This is a genomic window from Curvibacter sp. GW821-FHT09D12, from assembly GCF_059416245.1.
The window spans coordinates 109,641-129,019 of the sequence record NZ_JBWKOU010000007.1 but is presented as its reverse complement, the minus strand read 5'-3'; the positions used below and the strand labels follow the sequence as shown (position 1 = coordinate 129,019).

21 protein-coding genes and 1 tRNA gene are annotated in these 19,379 nt (G+C 62.8%); 12 read left to right on the top strand and 10 right to left on the bottom strand.

Annotated features, from left to right (window positions below; translation table 11 throughout):
* Positions 1–8: 8 nt before the first annotated feature.
* Together AC07PT_RS13560 and AC07PT_RS13555 are read right to left on the bottom strand one after the other, a co-directional pair.
* Positions 9–464, bottom strand: coding sequence for an NINE protein (locus AC07PT_RS13560; RefSeq protein WP_492347880.1), 456 nt, complete (start codon positions 462–464; stop codon positions 9–11).
* A gap of 9 nt (positions 465–473) precedes the next feature.
* Entirely contained in the window at positions 474–995 is a 522-nt protein-coding gene (locus tag AC07PT_RS13555; RefSeq protein ID WP_492347881.1) for a GNAT family N-acetyltransferase, read from the bottom strand.
* Between the two features lie 119 nt (positions 996–1,114).
* Between AC07PT_RS13555 and rpsP the strand changes: the two genes are divergently transcribed.
* The 7 genes from rpsP to hisC all read left to right on the top strand — a co-directional run bounded on the left by rpsP (position 1,115) and on the right by hisC (position 6,499).
* A complete protein-coding gene (gene rpsP, locus AC07PT_RS13550) occupies positions 1,115–1,366 on the top strand; it encodes a 30S ribosomal protein S16 (RefSeq protein ID WP_019574721.1) in 252 nt (83 codons plus the stop codon).
* Positions 1,367–1,487: 121 nt separating this feature from the next.
* The gene (rimM, locus tag AC07PT_RS13545) at positions 1,488–2,060 is read left to right on the top strand and encodes a ribosome maturation factor RimM (RefSeq protein ID WP_492347882.1); all 573 of its coding nucleotides are present in this window, start codon (positions 1,488–1,490) and stop codon (positions 2,058–2,060) included.
* Positions 2,061–2,079: 19 nt separating this feature from the next.
* Entirely contained in the window at positions 2,080–2,859 is a 780-nt protein-coding gene (gene trmD, locus AC07PT_RS13540) for a tRNA (guanosine(37)-N1)-methyltransferase TrmD (protein WP_492347883.1), read from the top strand.
* 211 nt (positions 2,860–3,070) lie between these two features.
* Positions 3,071–3,454 carry a 50S ribosomal protein L19 gene (gene rplS, locus AC07PT_RS13535; RefSeq protein WP_492347884.1) on the top strand — a complete coding sequence of 128 codons (384 nt, stop codon included), beginning with the start codon at positions 3,071–3,073 and terminating at the stop codon, positions 3,452–3,454.
* A 115-nt stretch (positions 3,455–3,569) separates the two neighbouring features.
* Positions 3,570–4,274 (top strand): CoA pyrophosphatase, encoded by a 705-nt coding sequence (locus AC07PT_RS13530; protein WP_492347885.1) that lies wholly within the window; start codon positions 3,570–3,572, stop codon positions 4,272–4,274.
* A gap of 45 nt (positions 4,275–4,319) precedes the next feature.
* On the top strand, positions 4,320–5,315 hold the full coding sequence (locus AC07PT_RS13525; protein WP_492347886.1) for a CobD/CbiB family protein: 996 nt from the start codon (positions 4,320–4,322) through the stop codon (positions 5,313–5,315).
* A gap of 104 nt (positions 5,316–5,419) precedes the next feature.
* On the top strand, positions 5,420–6,499 hold the full coding sequence (hisC, locus tag AC07PT_RS13520) for a histidinol-phosphate transaminase (RefSeq protein WP_494656950.1): 1,080 nt from the start codon (positions 5,420–5,422) through the stop codon (positions 6,497–6,499).
* Positions 6,500–6,523: 24 nt separating this feature from the next.
* Here hisC and rsgA read toward each other — a convergent pair whose 3' ends face one another.
* The 3 genes from rsgA to AC07PT_RS13505 are packed head-to-tail and all read right to left on the bottom strand — an operon-like array spanning position 6,524 to position 9,120.
* Positions 6,524–7,492, bottom strand: a complete 969-nt coding sequence (rsgA, locus tag AC07PT_RS13515) for a ribosome small subunit-dependent GTPase A (RefSeq protein WP_494657038.1) — start codon at positions 7,490–7,492, stop codon at positions 6,524–6,526.
* A complete protein-coding gene (locus AC07PT_RS13510; RefSeq protein ID WP_494656948.1) occupies positions 7,449–7,808 on the bottom strand; it encodes a 4a-hydroxytetrahydrobiopterin dehydratase in 360 nt (119 codons plus the stop codon). Before AC07PT_RS13510 ends, rsgA begins: the two co-directional genes overlap by 44 nt.
* 34 nt (positions 7,809–7,842) lie before the next feature.
* The gene (locus AC07PT_RS13505; protein WP_492347890.1) at positions 7,843–9,120 is read right to left on the bottom strand and encodes a M48 family metallopeptidase; all 1,278 of its coding nucleotides are present in this window, start codon (positions 9,118–9,120) and stop codon (positions 7,843–7,845) included.
* Between the two features lie 36 nt (positions 9,121–9,156).
* Between AC07PT_RS13505 and orn the strand changes: the two genes are divergently transcribed.
* Positions 9,157–9,723, top strand: coding sequence for an oligoribonuclease (gene orn / locus AC07PT_RS13500; protein WP_492347891.1), 567 nt, complete (start codon positions 9,157–9,159; stop codon positions 9,721–9,723).
* Between the two features lie 351 nt (positions 9,724–10,074).
* Positions 10,075–11,952 (top strand): DEAD/DEAH box helicase, encoded by a 1,878-nt coding sequence (locus tag AC07PT_RS13495; protein ID WP_492347892.1) that lies wholly within the window; start codon positions 10,075–10,077, stop codon positions 11,950–11,952.
* A gap of 178 nt (positions 11,953–12,130) precedes the next feature.
* Here AC07PT_RS13495 and AC07PT_RS13490 read toward each other — a convergent pair whose 3' ends face one another.
* Positions 12,131–13,933: a glycoside hydrolase family 15 protein gene (locus AC07PT_RS13490; protein WP_494656947.1), complete on the bottom strand. Its 1,803-nt coding sequence runs from the start codon at positions 13,931–13,933 to the stop codon at positions 12,131–12,133.
* Between the two features lie 186 nt (positions 13,934–14,119).
* On the opposite strand from AC07PT_RS13490, the gene AC07PT_RS13485 reads away from it, so the two are divergent.
* Positions 14,120–16,369, top strand: a complete 2,250-nt coding sequence (locus tag AC07PT_RS13485; protein ID WP_494656946.1) for an alpha,alpha-trehalose-phosphate synthase (UDP-forming) — start codon at positions 14,120–14,122, stop codon at positions 16,367–16,369.
* An 8-nt stretch (positions 16,370–16,377) separates the two neighbouring features.
* The gene (gene otsB / locus AC07PT_RS13480; protein ID WP_494656945.1) at positions 16,378–17,130 is read left to right on the top strand and encodes a trehalose-phosphatase; all 753 of its coding nucleotides are present in this window, start codon (positions 16,378–16,380) and stop codon (positions 17,128–17,130) included.
* A gap of 52 nt (positions 17,131–17,182) precedes the next feature.
* On the opposite strand, the gene AC07PT_RS13475 is transcribed toward otsB, so the two are convergent.
* The gene (locus AC07PT_RS13475) at positions 17,183–17,545 is read right to left on the bottom strand and encodes a hypothetical protein (protein WP_492347896.1); all 363 of its coding nucleotides are present in this window, start codon (positions 17,543–17,545) and stop codon (positions 17,183–17,185) included.
* 191 nt (positions 17,546–17,736) lie between these two features.
* Between AC07PT_RS13475 and AC07PT_RS13470 the strand changes: the two genes are divergently transcribed.
* Positions 17,737–17,883, top strand: coding sequence for a hypothetical protein (locus AC07PT_RS13470; protein ID WP_494656944.1), 147 nt, complete (start codon positions 17,737–17,739; stop codon positions 17,881–17,883).
* A 60-nt stretch (positions 17,884–17,943) separates the two neighbouring features.
* Here the strand turns inward: AC07PT_RS13470 and AC07PT_RS13465 are convergent, their stop codons facing one another.
* The 3 genes from AC07PT_RS13465 to AC07PT_RS13455 all read right to left on the bottom strand — a co-directional run bounded on the left by AC07PT_RS13465 (position 17,944) and on the right by AC07PT_RS13455 (position 19,275).
* Entirely contained in the window at positions 17,944–18,183 is a 240-nt protein-coding gene (locus AC07PT_RS13465; protein ID WP_494656943.1) for a hypothetical protein, read from the bottom strand.
* 147 nt (positions 18,184–18,330) lie between these two features.
* Positions 18,331–18,407 (bottom strand) — tRNA-Met (locus AC07PT_RS13460).
* 88 nt (positions 18,408–18,495) lie between these two features.
* Positions 18,496–19,275: an enoyl-CoA hydratase gene (locus AC07PT_RS13455; protein WP_494656942.1), complete on the bottom strand. Its 780-nt coding sequence runs from the start codon at positions 19,273–19,275 to the stop codon at positions 18,496–18,498.
* Between the last annotated feature and the right edge of the window lie 104 nt (positions 19,276–19,379).

Genomic DNA, 19,379 nt, shown 5'->3' with positions numbered 1-19,379 from the left:
CCTGAGCCTCAGTCGGCAGGCTGGGAGATCTTGCGGGCTTCGTCGATCTGGTATTCAAAGTAGCGCTGAAAACTGTAGACCAGGCTGGCCATCAGCACGCCGGTGCCGATCAACAAGGCGGCTGCCAGCACCGCAACTGTGCCCCAGTGGGTGCGCCCCGGGGGCGCATCACCCGCTGCGCCGGGGTTGTAGCGGCTGTTCCATTTCTCGGGTGTCATCAGTCCGTAGACGATGGCACACAGGGCACAGCCTGCGATGTTGAAACCCATCACGGGCAGCAGCACCCAACTCAAGGTGTCGTCCAGGCCCAGAGCCTGCACCCGCTCAAGACCCCACAGGCCGAGCAGGGTCGGAACCCAAAGCGCCCAGCCCAGCCAGTCACCCCAACCCTTCAGGTAAAAACGATGCAAGCCCAGCGGGCCGCCCAGAAAGGCCAGCCACGCCGCGAGAGTTTTGTTTTTCATGGCCCGACTTTACTCGGGTGAACTGCGGTCGCCCTGACCCAGGCTTTTTTCCATCAGCACGATGTCGAGCCATCGATTGAACTTCCAGCCGCAGGCCTTGAGTACACCGGCCGGAGTGAAGCCGACACTGCGGTGCACGCCGATCGAACCGGCGTTGGCCGAGTCACCGATCACGGCGATCAACTTGCGCACGCCCACGGCCTCGGCCCTGGCGGCCAGTTCGGCCAGCAAGGCGCGCCCCCAGCCCTGGCCCTTGGCCTCCGGGGCCATGTAGATCGAGTCTTCTGCGGAAAAACGATAGGCGGGCCGAGGCTTGAACCAGTTGCAATACGAGAAGCCCACCACCCGGCCCTCGTGCTCCATGACCAGGTAGGGCAGGCCTTTGGCCAGCACGTCAGTGCGCCTTGCGGCCATGTCGGTTTCATTGGGCGGATCGACCTCAAAAGTACCGGTGCCATGCAGCACATGGTGGGCATAGAGGGCGGTGATGGCGGGTACGTCGGCTTCGGTGCTGGGGCGGATGATCGGCATAAAAACGTGAAGGGGTTATAATCGAGAGCTATTCAGCGTGTCGCTGGCCGGGTGGCTATGTCGCGTGTCTCAACGCTGGAAGAAATTTCGGAAGAAATTCCACCACCCAAGGATAAATCATGGTCGTCATTCGACTCTCCCGCGGCGGCTCCAAGGCCCGTCCGTTCTACAACATCGTCGTCGCAGACAAGCGCGAACGTCGCGATGGCCGCTTCATTGAGCGTCTGGGTTTTTACAACCCCAGCGCCAAGGAATCGGAAGAAGGTCTGCGCATTGCGCAAGACCGTCTGACCTACTGGAAGGGCGTTGGCGCCCAGGCTTCCGACACCGTGGAACGCCTGATCAAGCAACTGGCCAAGAAGGCTGCCTGATCGCGCCACGCGTTCAATCCGCACGCTCTTCGCTTGACTGATTGAGCGCATTGACTGAGCGCATCAACAGGCCGGCAGTGTTCGCACCGCCGGCCTGAATTTTTTTGGGGCCTGCATTTTCATGTCACAGAACTTTCCCCCTCTCGAAGCCGCTGAGCTTCCGGTCGATGCCATCGAGGTGGGTCGCATTGCCGATGCCTGGGGCATCAAAGGCTGGTTCCGGGTGTTGCCTTACAGCGCCTCGCCTGAGGCCCTGTTTTCGTCCAAGCGCTGGTACCTGCAACCGGCTGAAAAAGGGGCCAAGACCTTCACAGGGACCGTGCGCCTGGTGATCAAGGAGGCCAAGGACCATTCGGACTCTGTCGTGGCCACCTCTCTTGACGTGCCTGATCGCAATGCGGCCGAAGCCCTGAAAGGTGCGCGGATTTTTGTGCCGCGCTCCAGCTTCCCGACTGCTGGCGCCGATGAGTACTACTGGGTGGACCTGCTCGGTCTGAATGTGGTGAACCGCGAAGGCCTGGCGCTGGGTGTGGTGCGCGACCTGATGCACACCGGGCCTCAGACGGTGCTGGTCATCGCCTATGAGCAAGACGGCAAGACCCTGGAGCGCATGGTGCCCTTTGTGGCGGCTTATGTGGACAAGGTGGACCTGGCGGGCCGATGCATCACCGTCGATTGGCAGCCTGATTACTGAGCCTGGCCGGCATCAACCCATGCGATTTGACGTCATCACCCTGTTCCCTGAGTTGTTCGAGCCGTTTCTGGCGGCGGGCGTGACGCGCCGGGCCTATGCCTCAGGCCAGGTGAGCGTTCGTCTCTGGAATCCGCGCGATTTTGCCCAAGGCAACTACCGGCGCGTGGATGACCGGCCTTTTGGTGGTGGTCCAGGCATGGTCATGATGATCGAACCTCTGGAGCGTTGCCTGCAGGCCCTGCGTGCCGATCGTGCCAGCCTGGCCGAGGATGAGCGGGCGCCGGTGGTGCTGTTTTCGCCCATCGGGCGGGTGCTCAACCATCCTGGCGTTGAGCGGTGGGCGCAAGGTCCAGGTGCGATCTTGCTGTGCGGTCGTTACGAGGGCATCGATCAGCGCTTCATTGATGCCCATGTCGATGCGCAGATCAGCCTGGGTGATTTCGTGCTGTCGGGGGGCGAGATTGCTGCCATGGCCCTGATCGATGCCGTCACACGTCTGCAGCCCGGCGTGCTCAATGACGAGGGCAGCCACCAGTTCGACAGCTTCAATCCGGCCCTCGATGGGCTGCTGGACTGTCCGCACTACACCCGGCCCGAAGTCTGGCAGCCCGGTGAGGGCGCCGCGCCGGTACCTGTGCCTGAGGTGCTGCTGTCGGGGCACCATGCCCACATCGAGCGATGGCGTCGGGACGAGCGCCTTCGCATCACGGCGCAACACCGGCCTGAACTGATCGTGGCGGCGCGTGAATCCGGTCTGCTGAGTGCCAAGGATGAAGCCGCCTTGGCCAGAAATTCCTGATTGGTTATAATCAAAGGCTTTTCGATCCTCTGGCCGGCCGCTTGATCCGTCATTTTGCGGACAAGCCACCTTGCAAATTCTTCTGAATTGTCCCCAGGGTTGAAGCAGTGTGTCGTGCGCCAGCACGGCGTTTTGCTTCAGTCCTGTGCAGCACGGTGCACGTCATTCCGACACTGCCATCCTGGCGCGGGCAAGATCGTATGAGGTCCTCATGAATCTGATCCAAACTCTTGAGCAAGAAGAAATTGCTCGCCTGAACAAGACCATTCCCGAGTTCGCCCCTGGCGACACCGTGATCGTCAGCGTGAACGTGGTTGAAGGCACCCGCAAGCGCGTTCAGGCTTTCGAAGGCGTCGTGATCGCCAAGCGCAACCGTGGCCTCAACAGTGGCTTCATCGTGCGCAAGATCTCCAGCGGCGAAGGCGTGGAACGTACGTTCCAAACCTACAGCCCGCTGATCGCCAGCATCGAAGTCAAGCGTCGTGGTGATGTCCGCCGTGCCAAGCTGTACTACCTGCGTTCGCGCAGCGGCAAGTCGGCTCGCATCAAGGAAAAGCTGCCGTCGCGTGTCAACAAGGTGGCTGCTGCCGCCTGAGCTTGATAGCTTCTTCCGGGAAAGCCGCTGCAGCCCATGCTGTCAGCGGCTTTTTTGTTTTTGCGGCACACCATCCGGTCTGCCAGGCCATTGCTTTCACCCCAGGGGCCTTTCCTTGAGCACTGAACCCTCCGCCCTCACGCCCTTGTCGCGCCTGCCGAACTTTGACCCCCGTGCGGTGCCGGTGCTGCGCACGGATGCTGATTTGCCGGCCGTCAGTGCGGAGCGAATGCGCCCCGAGGCCATGGCCAAGCGGTTTGCCCTGCCGCCGACCTGGCAGCCCGAAGTGACGATGGAGCGCCGCTTCGCCAATCGGCAACCCGCTCAGGCTTCGGTGCTGGTGCCCATCGTGCTGCGTGACGAGCCTACGGTGCTGCTCACCCAGCGCACTGAGCATCTGTCGACGCACTCCGGCCAGGTCGCCTTTCCAGGGGGGCGCATGGACGACACCGATGCCTCGCCTGCGGCCACGGCCTTGCGCGAAGCCCAGGAAGAGGTGGGGCTGGCGCCAGAGCACGTTCAGGTGCTGGGCAGCCTGCCCATTTACACCACCGGCACCGCTTACATCGTCACCCCGGTGGTGGGCTTGGTCAGTCCGGGTTTCAGCCTGCAGCTCAACCCTGACGAGGTGGCCTCGGCCTTTGAGGTGCCGCTGGCCTTTCTGATGAACCCTGCGAACCACCGGCGCCATGCCTATGAGGCCGAAGGGGTGCGGCGCGAATGGTTTTCGATGCCGTGGATGGACGGTGAGCAGGAGCGTTTCATCTGGGGTGCCACGGCCGGCATGTTGCGCAATTTCTACCGATTTCTGGTCGCCTGAGGGCTGCGACGCTGAAGCGGCAAGAGCCCCCGGTATCATCGCGACATGAGTTTTTTCGCCATTCTTTTGGCTTTGTTGATCGAGCAGGCCCGGCCGTTGGGGCGCAGCAATCCGATTCATGCGGGATTGCGGGCCTGGGCGCGCACGGCCAGCCGCAATTTTGATGCCGGCAAACCTCAGCATGGCTGGATCACCTGGGGCCTCGCTGTGCTGTTTCCGGCGCTGATGGCGCTGGCCATCCACTGGTTGCTGTGGGTGTTTGTGGGCTGGCCAGTGGCCATGCTCTGGAACGTGGCTGTGCTGTACGTCACCCTGGGATTCCGGCAGTTCAGCCACCATTTCACCGACATCCGCGATGCCCTGGAAGATGGGGACGAGGCGCGAGCCCGTGAGCTGTTGGCCCAGTGGCAGCAGGTGGATGCCAGCGAGTTGCCGCGCAGTGAGATCGTGCGCCATGTGATCGAGTACTCGGTGCTGGCGGCCCACCGGCACGTGTTTGGCGTGCTGGCCTGGTACTCCGTGCTCGCGGCGGTCGGCCTGGGGCCCGCAGGGGCGGTGATCTACCGCTTGTCCGAGTTTGTGTCGCGTTATTGGCGTTACCGCAATCGCGTGGGGCAGCAGGCAGTGAGCGATGCCCTTCAACGTGCTGCCGCCCAGTCCTGGACTGTGATCGATTGGCTGCCCGCGCGCCTGACGGCGCTGGTCTTCGCGGTGGTTGGTAACTTCGAGGAGGCCATCGATGGCTGGCGCTACCATGCCCAGCGGTTTCCCAATGACAACGACGGTGTGGTGCTGGCCGCGACGGCAGGGGCGATCAATGTGCGTCTGGGTGGCGAGGCCTTGAAAGTCACCGCCTTGCCTTCTCAACTGCCCGAATTTTCGGCAGGCGAGGCCGATGCCGAGTCGGCAGACAGCGACAGCACGCCGGGCCGAGAGCCGGAGGTCGCTCACCTGGCCCAGATCGTGGGCTTGGTGTGGCGCTCTGTCGTGGTGTGGATGGTTTTGTTGGCCCTGCTGACGCTGGCCCGTCTGCTGGGTTGATCACAGCTGTCAGGACGCTGCGCCTGACAGCCCCGGGCCCGTCCAAGGCCCCGTCTTGATTCTGCCCTGCACCCTGGGGCCCTCATGCAAGCGAGAGATCCGACATGAATCCAAGTTTCTGGAGCCCCCTGGTGGGCACGCTCAAGCCCTATGTGCCCGGTGAGCAGCCGCGCATGGCCGGCCTGGTCAAGCTCAACACCAACGAGAACCCTTACCCGCCATCGCCTCGGGTGCTGGCCGCGATCCATGCCGCTACCCTTGCGGGCCTGGAGCGCTACCCTGATCCGGAGTCCCTCGAATTGCGTCGCACCATCGCGGCCCACCATGGTTTGCAGTGGGGTGAGGTGTTCGTGGGCAACGGGTCGGATGAGGTCTTGGCCCACGCCTTCCAGGCCTTTTTCCAGCACGGTGGCGCCCCGCTGCTGATGCCGGACATCACCTACAGCTTCTACAGTGTTTATTGCGATCTGTATGGCATCCCTGCGCTGAAAATCCCTTTGCGTGAAGGGCTTCGGCTGGAGGTTGCTGATCTGGTCGCGCCGGCGGGTTCCGTGACCGCAGGTGTGGTGGTGGCCAATCCCAATGCCCCTACCGGTATCGGCTTGCCCTTGGCTGAGATCCAGCGCCTGCTGCGCCAGCACCCCGACAAGGTGGTGTTGGTGGACGAGGCCTATGTTGACTTTGGCGGCCAGAGCGCGGTGTCCTTGATTGAGCAGCACCCGAACCTGCTGGTGGTGCACACCTTGTCCAAGTCCCGCTCGCTGGCGGGATTGCGGGTGGGGGTGGCGATGGGGCAGCGCCACCTGATCGACGCCCTGGAGCGGGTCAAGAACAGCTTCAACTCCTACCCCCTAGACAAGCTGGCCCAAGCGGGCGCGCAGGCGGCCTACGAGGATCAAGCCTATTTTGACAAGACGCGCCAAGCGGTGATGCACAGCCGCGAAGGCCTGGCCCTGCAGCTTGAGGATCTGGGTTTCGAGGTTCTGCCCTCGCAGACCAATTTTCTGTTCGCTCGCCACCCGGCATGTGATGCGGGCTTGCTGGCTGCGGGGCTGCGTGAGCGCGCGGTGCTGGTGCGGCACTTCCGTTTGCCGCGCATTGACCAGTACCTGCGCATCACGGTGGGTACGCCGGACCAGTGCCATGCCCTGGTCGAGGCCTTGCGGCCCCTCTTGCCCGCTTGAGCGGGTGGCAAGGCCGTCAAGGCTTCAATAGCGGCTTTGACTCAGTTCCGCGAACAGGTCGGCATAGATGCGGTAGCGTTGTTCGCTGATGGCGTCCGGCCGGTCTTCGGCGCTCACTGCGGCCATCACGCCGCAGCCTGGCTCGTGCAAGTGGGTGCAGTTGTAGAACTTGCAGTTCGCCACATGGGGCTTGAGGTCGGGCATGTAAGCCGCCAATTGGGCCGGGTCGATGTGATGCAGTCCGAACTCCTGGAAGCCGGGGGAATCGATCAGGCCGGTCTGGCGCTCTGCGTCCACCCAGTACCACGAAGTGCTGGTGGTCGTGTGCTTGCCTGAGTTCAGGGCCTGCGAAATCTCCTGGGTCTCGGCCAGAGCCCCAGGCACCAGCAGGTTGATCAGCGTGCTTTTGCCGGAGCCCGAGGGCCCCAGCACCAGGGTGTTCTTGTGGCTCAGAAGCCGCAAAAGGTGCTCGCGATCGACTTCTCCCGACTGTTTGAGCGACAAGGGCAGTACACCGTAATGCATGTGCCGGTAGGGGGCCAGTCGGGCCCAGGCGCGGGCAAAGGGCTCGACGAGATCGCTCTTGTTAAGACCGATGATCGGCGTGATGTGTTCGGCTTCGGCCGCGATCAGGGCACGCGAAAGCTGGTGGGCCGAGAACTCGGGCTCGGCCGCCACCAGGATCAGCACCTGATCGAGGTTGGCGGCAAAGGATTTGGTGCGTATTTCGTCTTGCCGGTAGAACAGGTTCTTGCGGGGCAGCACCTTCTCGATGGTGCCTTCCTCGCCTTGGCCCGGCGTGGCCGACAGCCAGCTCACCCGGTCACCCACCACTGCCTGACTCTTCTTGCCGCGAGGGTGGCAGATCCGCCGCACGCCATCTGAACTCTCGACGACGCAGTGGCGCCCGTGGCTGGCGACCACCAGGCCTTCGTGCAAGGTGCGGCGATCACTCACGGGGGCTGCCTGCGGGGTCGGTGTTGAGCAGTCCATCCACCTGGGTGGCGGCATCGAAGTCGCGCTCGGACAGGCCCTTCACATCATGGGTATTGAAGCGCACCACGCAACTGTGCGGCCGCACCGTCATTTCCGGGTGATGATCGCGTCGACGAGCAACGAAGGCCACTGCATTGACGAAGGCCATGGTGTCCGCGTAGCTGTCGAATTCAAAGGCCTTCTCGATGCAGACGTCGGCGCCATCGCCGTTGAGTCGCCAGCCTGGGTGGCGCGCCAGTCGGGTCACGATCTCGGTCGGGCTCAGGGCGCGCATGGTGCGCTCGGGCTTCGCGGGGGATTGCGGGGCGTTCATGGTGGGATGCGTGTGGGCCAAAGACAAAACCGTTTCAAGTGCCCAGGCGAACCAGCCGTTCGGAGGCCGGGGGATGGGAGTAGTAAAAATTGGCAAACACCGGGTCCGGCGTCAGCGTGGAGGCATTGTCCTCGTAAAGCTTGAGCAGGGCGCTGGCCAGGGCCTGCCCATCGGTCTGGGCCACCGCGTAGGCATCGGCCTCGAACTCGTGGCGTCGCGACATGCGTGCCATCAGGGGCGACACAAAAAAGCTGAACACCGGCACCACCAGCATGAACAGCAGCAAAGCCAGGGCGTCATTGGCGCCTGTCAGCGAGGGCTGCACCCCCAGCCCGGCAAAGAACCACACCTGCCCACTGACCCAGCCCAGCAAGGCAAAGCCAGCCAGGCTGAACGCAAACACGCCAAGCAAGCGCTTCAGGATGTGCTTGTGCTTGAAGTGCCCCAGTTCATGGGCCAGCACGGCATCCACTTCGGCGGGTGAGAGCTTGCTGAGCAGGGTGTCGAAAAACACCACCCGCTTGGCTGCGCCAAAGCCCGTGAAATAGGCATTGCCATGGGCGCTGCGCCGGCTGCCATCCATCACGAAAAGACCTTTGGCCGAGAAGCCGCAGCGTTGCATCAGGGCCGTGACCCGCGACTTGAGCGTCTCATCTTCCAGCGGTTGGAACTTGTTGAACAGCGGTGCAATGAAGGTCGGGAAGATCACCATCATCAGCAGGCTGAAGGCCATCCAGGTGCTCCAGGCCCAAAGCCACCAGAAGCGCCCGGTGCTGCCCATCAGCCAAAGGATCAGGCTGGCCAGCGGCAGACCGATCAGCGCACCGAGCAGGCTGGATTTCACAAGATCACCCAGCCACAGGCGCCAGGTGATCTTGTTGAAACCGAAGCGCTCTTCGATCACAAAGGTCTGGTAAAGCGAAAACGGCAGGTCCAGCAGCCCGCCGATGAGCACGAAGCTGCCCAGCAAGGCCATCTGTTGCACCATGCCCGCGCCCAGCCAGCCAAGCAGGGCCTGGTTCAGGGCGTCCAGGCCGCCCAGCAGCGTCCAGGCCATCAGCGTGGCCGTGCTCCAGGCCAGCTCCAGCATGCCCAGCTGACTTTTGGCAATGGTGTAGTCGGCCGCCTTCTGATGCGCGGCCAGGGAGATGCTCTGCGAGAAAGGCGTCGGCACGTTGGCGCGGTGCCGGGCCACATGGCGGATCTGGCGCGACGAAAGCCAAAGGCGCAGCAACACGCTGGCCACCAGGGCCAGTGCAAAAACGCTGGTGAGCAACAGCGCAGGGTTCAGGGTGGAAGAGGCTTCAGGCATGGTGGCGGAGTTTAGGTCATCAGCGACAATCGGCCCATGTCAGAAACCATATCTCCCCTGAGCAAATCCGACCTCAACCTGGTGTGGCTGGATTGCGAAATGACCGGACTGGACCCCGAGGTAGACCGCTTGATCGAGATCGCCGTGGTCGTGACCGGACCGAACCTGGAGCCCCGCGTCGAGGGGCCTGTTTTTGTGATTCACCAGAGCGATGCGCAACTGGACAAGATGGATGCCTGGAACAAGGGCACCCACGGCCGCAGCGGCCTGATCGACAAGGTCAAGGCATCCACCACCACCGAGGCCGAGGCCGAAGCGGGCTTGATCGAGTTCATCCGCCAGTACGTGCCCAAGGGCAAGGCCCCCATGTGTGGCAACTCCATCGGGCAGGACAGGCGCTTTCTGGTCAAGTACATGCCCAAGCTGGAGGCGTTCTTTCACTACCGAAACCTGGACGTCAGCACGCTCAAGGAGCTTTCCAGGCGCTGGAAGCCCGAGGTCTATGCCAGCTTCAAGAAGGCGCAGAAGCACACGGCCTTGGCGGATGTGCATGAATCGATCGACGAGCTGGCGCATTACCGTCAGCACTTCCTCAAGTCATAAATTCGCTGGTTCCGCCATCACCGGCGGCGCCTGACGGTCATTTTTGGTCTTTCTCTTGCGGGAAAACCCTGAACCTGTCACAATCGCAGGCTGCACTCGGAAACGGGTGCTTCTTGTGCATCTCCCTTCACTCCCGGGCTTGCGGCTGTGGACGGTGACCCAGAGCTTTCCAGAAAAGCAGGTCTCGTCCGGATCGATGAATGTCGGTCTTCCAGATTCGCTGAAACGCCCACCCGCACCATCGTCTCCCAGACACCAGATGGTTCAGGCTTCGTTTGATGGTTGATGTTGTTTAACCATTGACGAAGCGTCCGCTGGCTACGCCGGCGGCGCATTTCGTGTGAGAAAACCATGACCGACACTCTTGCAGTGCAGGGCGACATCGCGCCTGCCGAATCCTTTGTTTCCACCGCCGCCGTGGTGGCCCAAGTTGCCGCCCAGGTGCTGGGTACCGAATCTGATGCTGCCAGCCAGCCCGCAGAACCCGCTCTCCCCAATGGCTTCGTGAAGCTGGGCCTGGCGCCCGAACTGGTCCAGGCCGTGGCCGACCTGGGCTACACCGAACCCACCTCCGTGCAGTTGAAGGCCATTCCGCTGGCCTTGCCCGCCGATGTGCAAGCCGGCGAAGCCGCCCGCTACATCGACTTGATGGTCTCCAGCCAGACGGGCAGCGGCAAGACCGCCGCCTTCCTGCTGCCGGTGCTGCACACGCTGATCCAGCAGCAGGCCCAGGCCGAGGCTGATGCCCGTGCCGAGTTCGACCGTGCCGTGGCTGAGGCCGCCGCCCGCGGTGAGCCCGCCCCCAAGCGCCCCAAGCGCAAAGACCCCACCAACGCCCGCAATTTCAAGGCCGCCGTTCCCGGCGCCCTGATCCTGTGCCCGACCCGCGAACTGGCACAGCAGGTGGCCCATGACGCCATCGACCTGGTCAAGCATTGCCGTGGCCTGCGCGTTGCCAACGTGGTGGGCGGCATGCCCTACCAAGTGCAGATCGCCAAGCTGCAAAACGCCAATCTGGTGGTGGCCACGCCGGGTCGACTGCTTGACCTGCAGCGCTCGCAGCAGATCAAGCTGGACCAGGTTCAGTTCCTGGTGGTCGACGAAGCCGACCGCATGCTCGATCTGGGTTTCTCGGACGACCTGGCTGAAATCAACCAGCTCACGATCCAGCGTCAGCAGACCATGATGTTCAGCGCCACCTTCGCGCCGCGCATTCAGCAACTGGCTGCCCGCGTGATGCGCGAGCCGCAACGCATCCAGATCGATTCCCCGCAGGAAAAGCACGCCAACATCAAGCAGGTGCTGTTCTGGGCTGACAACGCTCAGCACAAGCGCAAGATGCTCGACCATTGGCTGCGCGACACCAGCATCGACCAAGCCATTGTGTTCGCCAGCACCCAGGTGGAATGCGACGGCCTGGCCACCGACCTGCAGCAAGAAGGCTTTTCGGCTGTGGCCCTGCACGGGGCCTTGAGCCAAGGCCTGCGCAATCGCCGCCTGATGGCACTGCGCAATGGTCAGGTGCAGATCCTGGTGGCCACCGACGTGGCTGCGCGTGGCATCGACGTTCCCACCATCACCCACGTGTTCAACTTTGGCCTGCCGATGAAGGCTGAAGACTACACCCACCGCATTGGCCGTACTGGCCGTGCAGGTCGCGATGGTCTGGCCATTACCTTTGCCGAGTTCCGCGATCGTCGCAAGATCTTCGACATCGAGGGTTACAGCAAGCAGACTTTCAAGGCCGAAGTCATCCCCGGCATGGAGCCGCAACAGCGCTTCGATGCGCGTCCGCGTGGCGACTTCGGTGGCCGTGGCCGTGGCAGCGAAGGCCGTGACTACGGTCCGCGTGACCGCAAGTTCGGCGGCGGTGGCCGTGGCGGTTTTGCCGGTGGCGATCGCGGCGGTTTTGGTGGCGGTGACCGTGGCGGCTTCGGCGGCGGTGACCGGGGTGGTTTCGGTGGTGGCTTTGGCGGTCAGGGCGACCGTGGCCAGCGCCCGGCCCGCGGCGAAGGTTTCCAAGGGGCTGACAGCTTCGGCGGTGGCCGTCGTGAGCCGCAGCGCGATGGCCAAGGTTACGGCCGCAAGACGGGCTTTGGTGATTTCGGCGGCGCTGCTCCCCGCGGTGATTTTGCTGCCCGCAAGCCGGGTGGCGCGCCGCGCCATGCCGGCCCCGGCCCGGCCCGGCCTTTCGTTCCGCACGATGCGCGCAAGCGTCCCGTTCGTTGAGCTTGCTGTCCAGTCAAGGGCCGGTTCGGCCGCTTGACTGACACGGTTGCCGCTTTGAAAGCGCTGACACCGCAAGGTGCCGGCGCTTTTTTGCGTCTGGCGAGGGGGGCAGCAGCCACAAAACCACGGCATGGCGTGGCATGGCAAGCGACCAGAGCCTGGTGCCGGCTTGATCCTCTTACACCACCTGATCCCAGGGGCGGGACAGGCGCATGGCACCGTGGATGATCCCGACCATTGAGTAGGTCTGAGGGAAGTTGCCCCAGAGTTCGCCTGTCTTGGGTGCCAAATCCTCCGAGAGCAACCCCACATGATTGCGATGGCTGAGCAGGCGCTCGAAGCTGGCGCGTGCTTCGTCCAGGCGTCCCACTCGGGCCAGGGCATCCACCCGCCAGAATGAGCACACATTGAAGGCTGTTTCAGGCAGGCCAAAATCATCAGGCGCCTCATAACGACGCATGAAGGGGCCGTCGCACAGTTCGTTGTCCAGAACCCGGACCGTGCTCACGAAACGGGGGTCGAGTGCATCAATGAAGCCCACTTCGCACATCAGCAGCACGCTGGCGTCCAGGTGCTCGCCTTCAAAGCTTTCAACAAAGGCCTGGCGTTTGTCGCTCCATGCTCGCTCGAGGATCTTTTGCCGGATCAGCGTGGCTCGTTCAGCCCAGAGAGCTTCACGCTCGGGCAAGATCAGCTTGCGGGCGATCTTGGCCAGGCGGTCGCAGGCGGCCCAGCACATCAGGGATGAGGAGGTGTGCACCCTGGCCCGGGTGCGCAACTCCCACATCCCGGCGTCGGGGGCGTCATGCAAGAGCCAGGCTTGTTCGCCCATGCGTTCAAGCAGTCTGAAGTCTTCGGCATCGGCCCGCCTCTGCAGGCGGTGATCGTGGAAGGATTGGGCCGCGCCCAGCACAATGTTGCCGTACACATCGTGCTGGAAATGCTCGTAGGCCTGATTGCCGACCCGCACCGGCCCCATCCCCCGGTATCCGGCGGGGCCGGCTTGCAGGCGTTCGGGTAGTTGTGACTCCAGGCCTACACCGTACAAAGGTTGCACGTGACCGGGGCTGGCGCGCACCACATCGTGCAACCAACGCAGGTAGTCTTCCATGGTGCCCACCTCGGCCAGGCTGTTGAGTGCCCGGACCACAAAAAAGGCATCGCGCAGCCAGCAATAGCGGTAGTCCCAGTTGCGCTGGCTGTGTGGCGCCTCCGGCAGGCTGGTGGTCACGGCGGCGAGGATGGCGCCGGTCTCTTCGAACTGGCACAGCTTGAGGGTGATGGCCGCGCGGATCACGGCGTCCTGCCATTCCAGCGGCAGGGCCAGGCGCGAGGTCCAATGACGCCAATAGGCGTGGGTTTCTTCTTCAAAAAGGCGCGCCGTTTCTTCGATGCCCCCGTTGAGCGATTCGTCAGGGCCCAGCAACAGGCTCACCGGCCCGGACAACGAAAACCAGGTCTCCTCCACCAGGTAGGTGATCGGGACATTGGTGTTGACCCGCCAGGTCCCGTCCGGCATCACATAACGCACATGGTTGCTCCCGCGGGTCAACTCAGGCCGGGTGTTGCCCCAATCTGCACGGGGTCTCAGCACGAAGCGCACCCTGGGATGGCCCGCCAGCGGGCGGACCCGGCGTACCAACTGAGCTGGTCTGAACATGCGATCGCGGCTGCGGTAACGCGGTGCGAAATCAAGCACCTCGATACCCGCACCGGCTGTGTTGAAAAGACGCGTTCGCACAATGGCTGTGCTTTCATCGTAGGCCTGCTCTGTCCGGCACAGACCCTCCAACTCGACGGCCAGTGTTCCATCGAGGCCTATGCCGTCGGCTGAATCGAGCAGCGCATGAAACAAAGGATCGGCATCGGGGCGCGGCATGCAGCACCACACGATGCGGGCCTGGCGATCGATGAGTGCGTTGATGGCGCAATTGCCGATCAGGGCCAACTCGAGGTTGGCGTTGGGCTGTAACTGGGGCACGGCACACCTCCTGGATACGGGTTGTCAAATGCAGTCATGTATATTTGTGCAAATGTATTTTGACGGCCCAGTGGGTTGAAGTCCACCCGACGCATGATCTGGCAAATCGGGTTTTCCATGAAGTCCGGACCCGGATGGCGGCAGGGGGAAGGAGATGGGGAGGGGCAAGAAGGGAAGGGTAGAACCATGATTTTGAATACCTTGCGATTGCAGTTCCGATTTTTGTTGCCATTGGTGTTGACCTTGGTGGCAGCTGCCTACCTGGCGCTGCCTTTGATGGACAAGCTCACGCTGCGCTGGTCGTCACGGGACCTGTCGCTGCGGGGCGAGTTGGTGACCCGTGCGCTGACCGAGCCCATTGCCGAAGCCCTGCCTGAGCCCGCGCGCCTGCGCACTGCGCGACTGCAGGCGCTGTTCAATCGGGCGGTGCAGGACGAACGGCTGTTTGCGGTGGCCTTGTGTGGTTCTGACGACACCATCGTCCACAAGACCGGAACCTACCCGCCCGATCTCGGGTGTGCTCAGGCGCGCAGCCTGGCGGCCCAAACCCTGGCCCAGCTGCCTTTGGCCAGCGGCGCGGTGCATGTGGGCATGCATCCGGTGGTGGTCGATGGCGAGCGGGTGGGCAATCTGGTGCTGCTGCACGACCTCAGCTTTGTGGAGCGGCGCAGCCAGGACACGCAGAAATACCTCATCGCCTTCATGGCAGGTCTGGGGCTGGTCATCTCGGTGATCACGGTGGTGGTCGCGCAGCTGAGCTGGCGCGGATGGGTCTCCGGCGCGCGGGCGCTGTTGCGTGGCGAGGGCTTGTTGAGCCCGCTGATCAGCACGCGTGGTGAATTGGCGCCTCTGGCGGCTGATTTTCGCGAGCGCCTGCGTGACCTGGAGGACAGCTACCGGCGATCGCTCGATCGCGATGACCACTGGGGGCCCGAGCGCCTGCGCGCCTTGCTGCGCTCGCAGTTGCGCGGTGACGAGTTGATGGTGGTGTCCAACCGCGAGCCCTACATCCATGAGCATCGCGGTGACAGCATCGTGTGCAAACGACCGGCCAGTGGCCTGGTCACGGCCGTTGAGCCAGTGATGCGTGCATGCTCAGGCACCTGGATTGCCCACGGTGGGGGCAGTGCCGACCGCAGCGTTGTCGATGCGCACGACCGGGTGATGGTGCCGCCAGGCAGTGCCGACTACACCCTGCGACGCCTTTGGCTCAGTGCCGACGAGGAGCGGGGCTATTACAGCGGTTTCTCCAATGAAGGTCTGTGGCCGCTGTGCCATGTGGCCCATGTGCGCCCTGTGTTCCGCGAGTCCGATTGGGTGGCCTACCGCGCCGTGAACGAGCGCTTTGCAGACGCTGTGGTGGCCGAGGCACGCAGCGCAGATCCGGTGGTGTTGGTACAGGACTATCACCTGGCCTTGCTGCCCGCCTTGATCCGTCAGCGCTTGCCGCGGGCCACCATTCTCACGTTTTGGCACATCCCCTGGCCCAACCCGGAGTCCTTTGGCATCTGCCCCTGGCGCGAGGAGCTGCTGCAAGGCCTGTTGGGCAGCACGATCATCGGCTTTCATACGCGCTTCCACTGCAAGAACTTCATGGAAACCGTTGACCGTCACCTGGAGGCTCGCATCGAGCACGAGCATTCGACCATCACCGTCAACAAGCAGACCACGCTGATCGAGAGCTACCCGATTTCAATCGCCTGGCCCGATGAGCAGGAGCGACAACGTTGGCCAGCCATCGCGGCCTGTCGCGAGGCGGTGCGCCAGCGCCTGGGGCTGCCTGCGGGGCACAAGCTGGCCGTGGGGGTGGATCGCTTCGACTACACCAAGGGCATTCTGGAGCGGCTACATGCGGTCGAGCGCTTGCTCGAAAAGTACCCGCAGTGGGTGGGGCAGTTCAGTCTGGTCCAGGTGGCTGCACCCTCGCGCAGCGCGCTGGATGAGTACCAGGCCTTTCAGCAGCGCATCCATCAGGCCACTGAACGACTCAATGCGCGGTTTGGCCGGCCGGACTGCCTGCCGGTCTACCTGTTGGCCGAGCACCACGAATTCGACGCTGTGAACGAGCTCTATCGTGCCAGCGAGATCTGCCTGGTCACCAGCTTGCACGACGGCATGAACCTGGTTTGCAAAGAGTTCGTGGCTGCGCGCGACGACGAGCAGGGCGTGCTGGTGCTGAGCCGTTTTGCTGGCGCCGCGGCCGAGCTGAACGAGGCCTTGATCATCAACCCCTACCATGTGGAAGAAGGCGCCGATACCTTGCACCGTGCCCTGACCATGCCTGAGGCCGAGCAACGTGAGCGCATGGGCAATCTGCGCACCACGGTGCGTGACGACAATGTGTACCGCTGGGCGGGCCGCATGCTCGCCGATGCCGCGCGTTGGCGCCTGCGGGAGCGCATTGAAGCCCGCATGCAACGCCACAACGGAGCTTGAGAGCTGCCATGCAACATCTTTTGACTGCCCAGGGGCTGCAGGCGCTGTCCCGTTTGATGTGTCGGCGAGTCTTGTTCGCTTTTGACCTCGACGGTACCTTGGCCCCGATCGTCGAACACCCGGCCGATGCCCGTGTGCCGGATGCCTTGGCCAATCGCCTTCGGCAGCTGGCGATGCTGGCGCCGGTGGCGGTGGTCACCGGTCGCAGTGTGGCGGACGCCCGGCCGAGGCTGGGTTTCCGTCCGCACTACCTGATTGGCAACCACGGTGCCGAAGGCTTGGGCCATGTGGCCGAGCCCACTGGATTGGCAAGTCTGCGTGCCCGATGGCTTGAGCGTGGTGGTGTACCGCAGGCGGCCGGCGTTGCGTTCGAGGACAAGCGGTTCTCGCTCGCCCTGCACTACCGCCAGGCACCTGACCCGCAACACGCGTTGCAGGCCATCCAGGACTGGTTGCATCCGCTGCCTGCCGACCTGTCCACGCTGGGGGGGAAAGCCGTCGTCAATGTGTTGCAACGTTCGGCCCCTGACAAGGCCGATGCGGTGCTGCGACTTCTGGCGCTCAGCGCCTGCGACACCCTTTTGTTTGCCGGTGACGACGTGAACGACGAGCCCGTCTTTGAACGCGCACGGCCTGATTGGGTGACGGTGCGCATCGGCTCGCCGGAGGCCGTCAGCCGGGCCCTGTATTGCCTGGAAGATCCTGCGGCCATGGCGCAATTGCTGGACCTGATCCTGCCGCAGCTGATGGCGCGGCCCTAGAGGCCGTGCGCGTGGGGGCACACTTGGGTCCGGTTTTTGGCCGGGTCGACATTCAAGGCAGGTTCAAATCGGCCTTGATCCTGGCCACTTGCTGCTGGATGGCTTCCTTGAGCGCATAGCGGTCGACCATGGTCAGGCCTGGGAAGCCGTTCCTGAGCAACTGTTCCAGGGGTTCGAATGATCGGAGGTACTCCACAGAGCGCCTGTAAAACGCCAGCAGCAGCGTCGATCGCCTCGCATCCAGGGCATGGCGCAAGGGCCGTGGTACTTCCGCCGGGCCCATTTGTTGAAACGCTGAATCCAGAAACTCAAGTGCCAGCAGGTTGTCGTGCTCTTCAATGAGATCGATGGCCTTGTTCAGATCGCTTGCTGGCCCCCCGGCTCGTTTGAGTACGCTGTTGACAAAGACTTCCATGACGCAGGCAGGCTTGACGGAGTCTGGATTGTCAATCGTGCCCGCCCCTGGATGCCTTGATCTGAGTGGTGTGTCCGCCAGATTCCGGACCTATTTCACGCCGCGCATCCATCCTGGCCAGCCTGGGCTGCAAGAATCGATCGAGGCCGGTGTTCTGTTCCAATGAGGGCAGTTTCAAACCGGAGAACAATGTGATTGATCGTGCCCTCAGGATTGCCCAGGTGCTCGCCTTGCTGTGGATCGGCTACGAGCTGCATGCTTTGGCCAACCCTGACGCAGAGAGTCCGGACCTCGAGAGCGCGGTTGATTCTGCGGCCGTGGTGGCACCTCGGTTGTGAGGGCGGTGCCTGCCTGCGCGGGCCTTGGCCTGGGTGCGGGTGTGGCTCGGTACTTGGGCCTCAGTCGTTCCACTGAATCCAAAGCCATGCGCAAAGAATCGTGCCCAGTGCCCAGAGCATCCAGGTTTCTGTGATGGCATAGGGGTAGAGCATCAGAACAAGCCCGCTCCATCTGACGACAGGGCGTTGGGTGTGTTTGCCATGGCGCCAGGCCACCATGCCCACCAGTCCGAACAGCACCGCACCGATGAGGTAGGCCGCGCTGGGCAGCTCAATGCCGAGTTGGGAAAGTGGGTCCATGAGGGCGGTGAGTGAGGGGGGTGGGGCGACGCCGATTTCAGTAATCTACTTGCATCCGCCATGACATCGGATGGAGTGGCCCGGAAACGAAAAAGCCACCCGAAGGTGGCTTTCTTGTCCAAGTGCTTGTCGCACATAGAGAAATTTTGGTGGCGCTTCACGGATTCGAACCGCGGACCTGTGGATTATGATTCCATCGCTCTAACCGACTGAGCTAAAGCGCCAACTTTTCAAAAGCCTTGCGATTGAGGCTTTTGTTTCAGACTCATTTCGTCTGAGCCCTCAATTATAGACACAAAATTTGAGGCGAAATCACTGGTGGGTGAAATTTGGGCTGCGTTTGTTCAAAAATGCGTCCATGCCTTCCTTCTGGTCCTGTGTCGCGAACAGCGAGTGGAACAGGCGGCGTTCGAACGTCACGCCATCCGACAGCGTGCCCTCGAAGGCGCGGTTGACCGACTCCTTGGCAGCCATCACAGCAATCTGCGAGTAGGAGCAGATCACCAGGGCGGCCCCCAAGGCTTCTTCCATCAATTTGTCCAACGGCACCACCCGACTGACCAGTCCCGATCGTTCGGCTTCGGCCACGTCCATCATGCGAGCCGTGAGGGCCATGTCCATGGCCTTGGATTTGCCGACAGCCCTTGGCAGCCGCTGCGTGCCACCAGCACCCGGGATCACGCCGATCTTGATCTCGGGCTGACCAAACTTGGCGTTGTCGGCCGCGATGATGAAGTCGCACATCATGGCCAGCTCGCAGCCGCCTCCGAGGGCAAAGCCTGCCACGGCCGCAATCACGGGTTTGCGGATGCTGCGGATGGTTTCCCAGTTGCGCGTGATGAAGTCGCCCTTGTAGACATCCTGGAAGCTGAACTTGGCCATGGCGGCAATGTCGGCCCCTGCGGCAAAGGCGCGCTCGCTGCCCGTGACGATGATGCAGCCGATCTTGGCGTCTGCATCGAACTCGCGCAGGGCGGCGCCCAGTTCGGTCATCAGCTGGTCGTTCAGGGCGTTGAGCTGTTTGGGGCGGTTCAGGGTGATGATGCCGACCTGATCAGCCTCGACGCGCACTTCGATGGTTTCGTAAGCCATAAACCTATATCTCCGTCAGTAGGGGTTGCCGGGACTATACCCAAGCCATTTGTCGCCAGGCTGTCAAACGGGTTGCAATGCGTGCTGAAGGCTTTGGGCAGAAT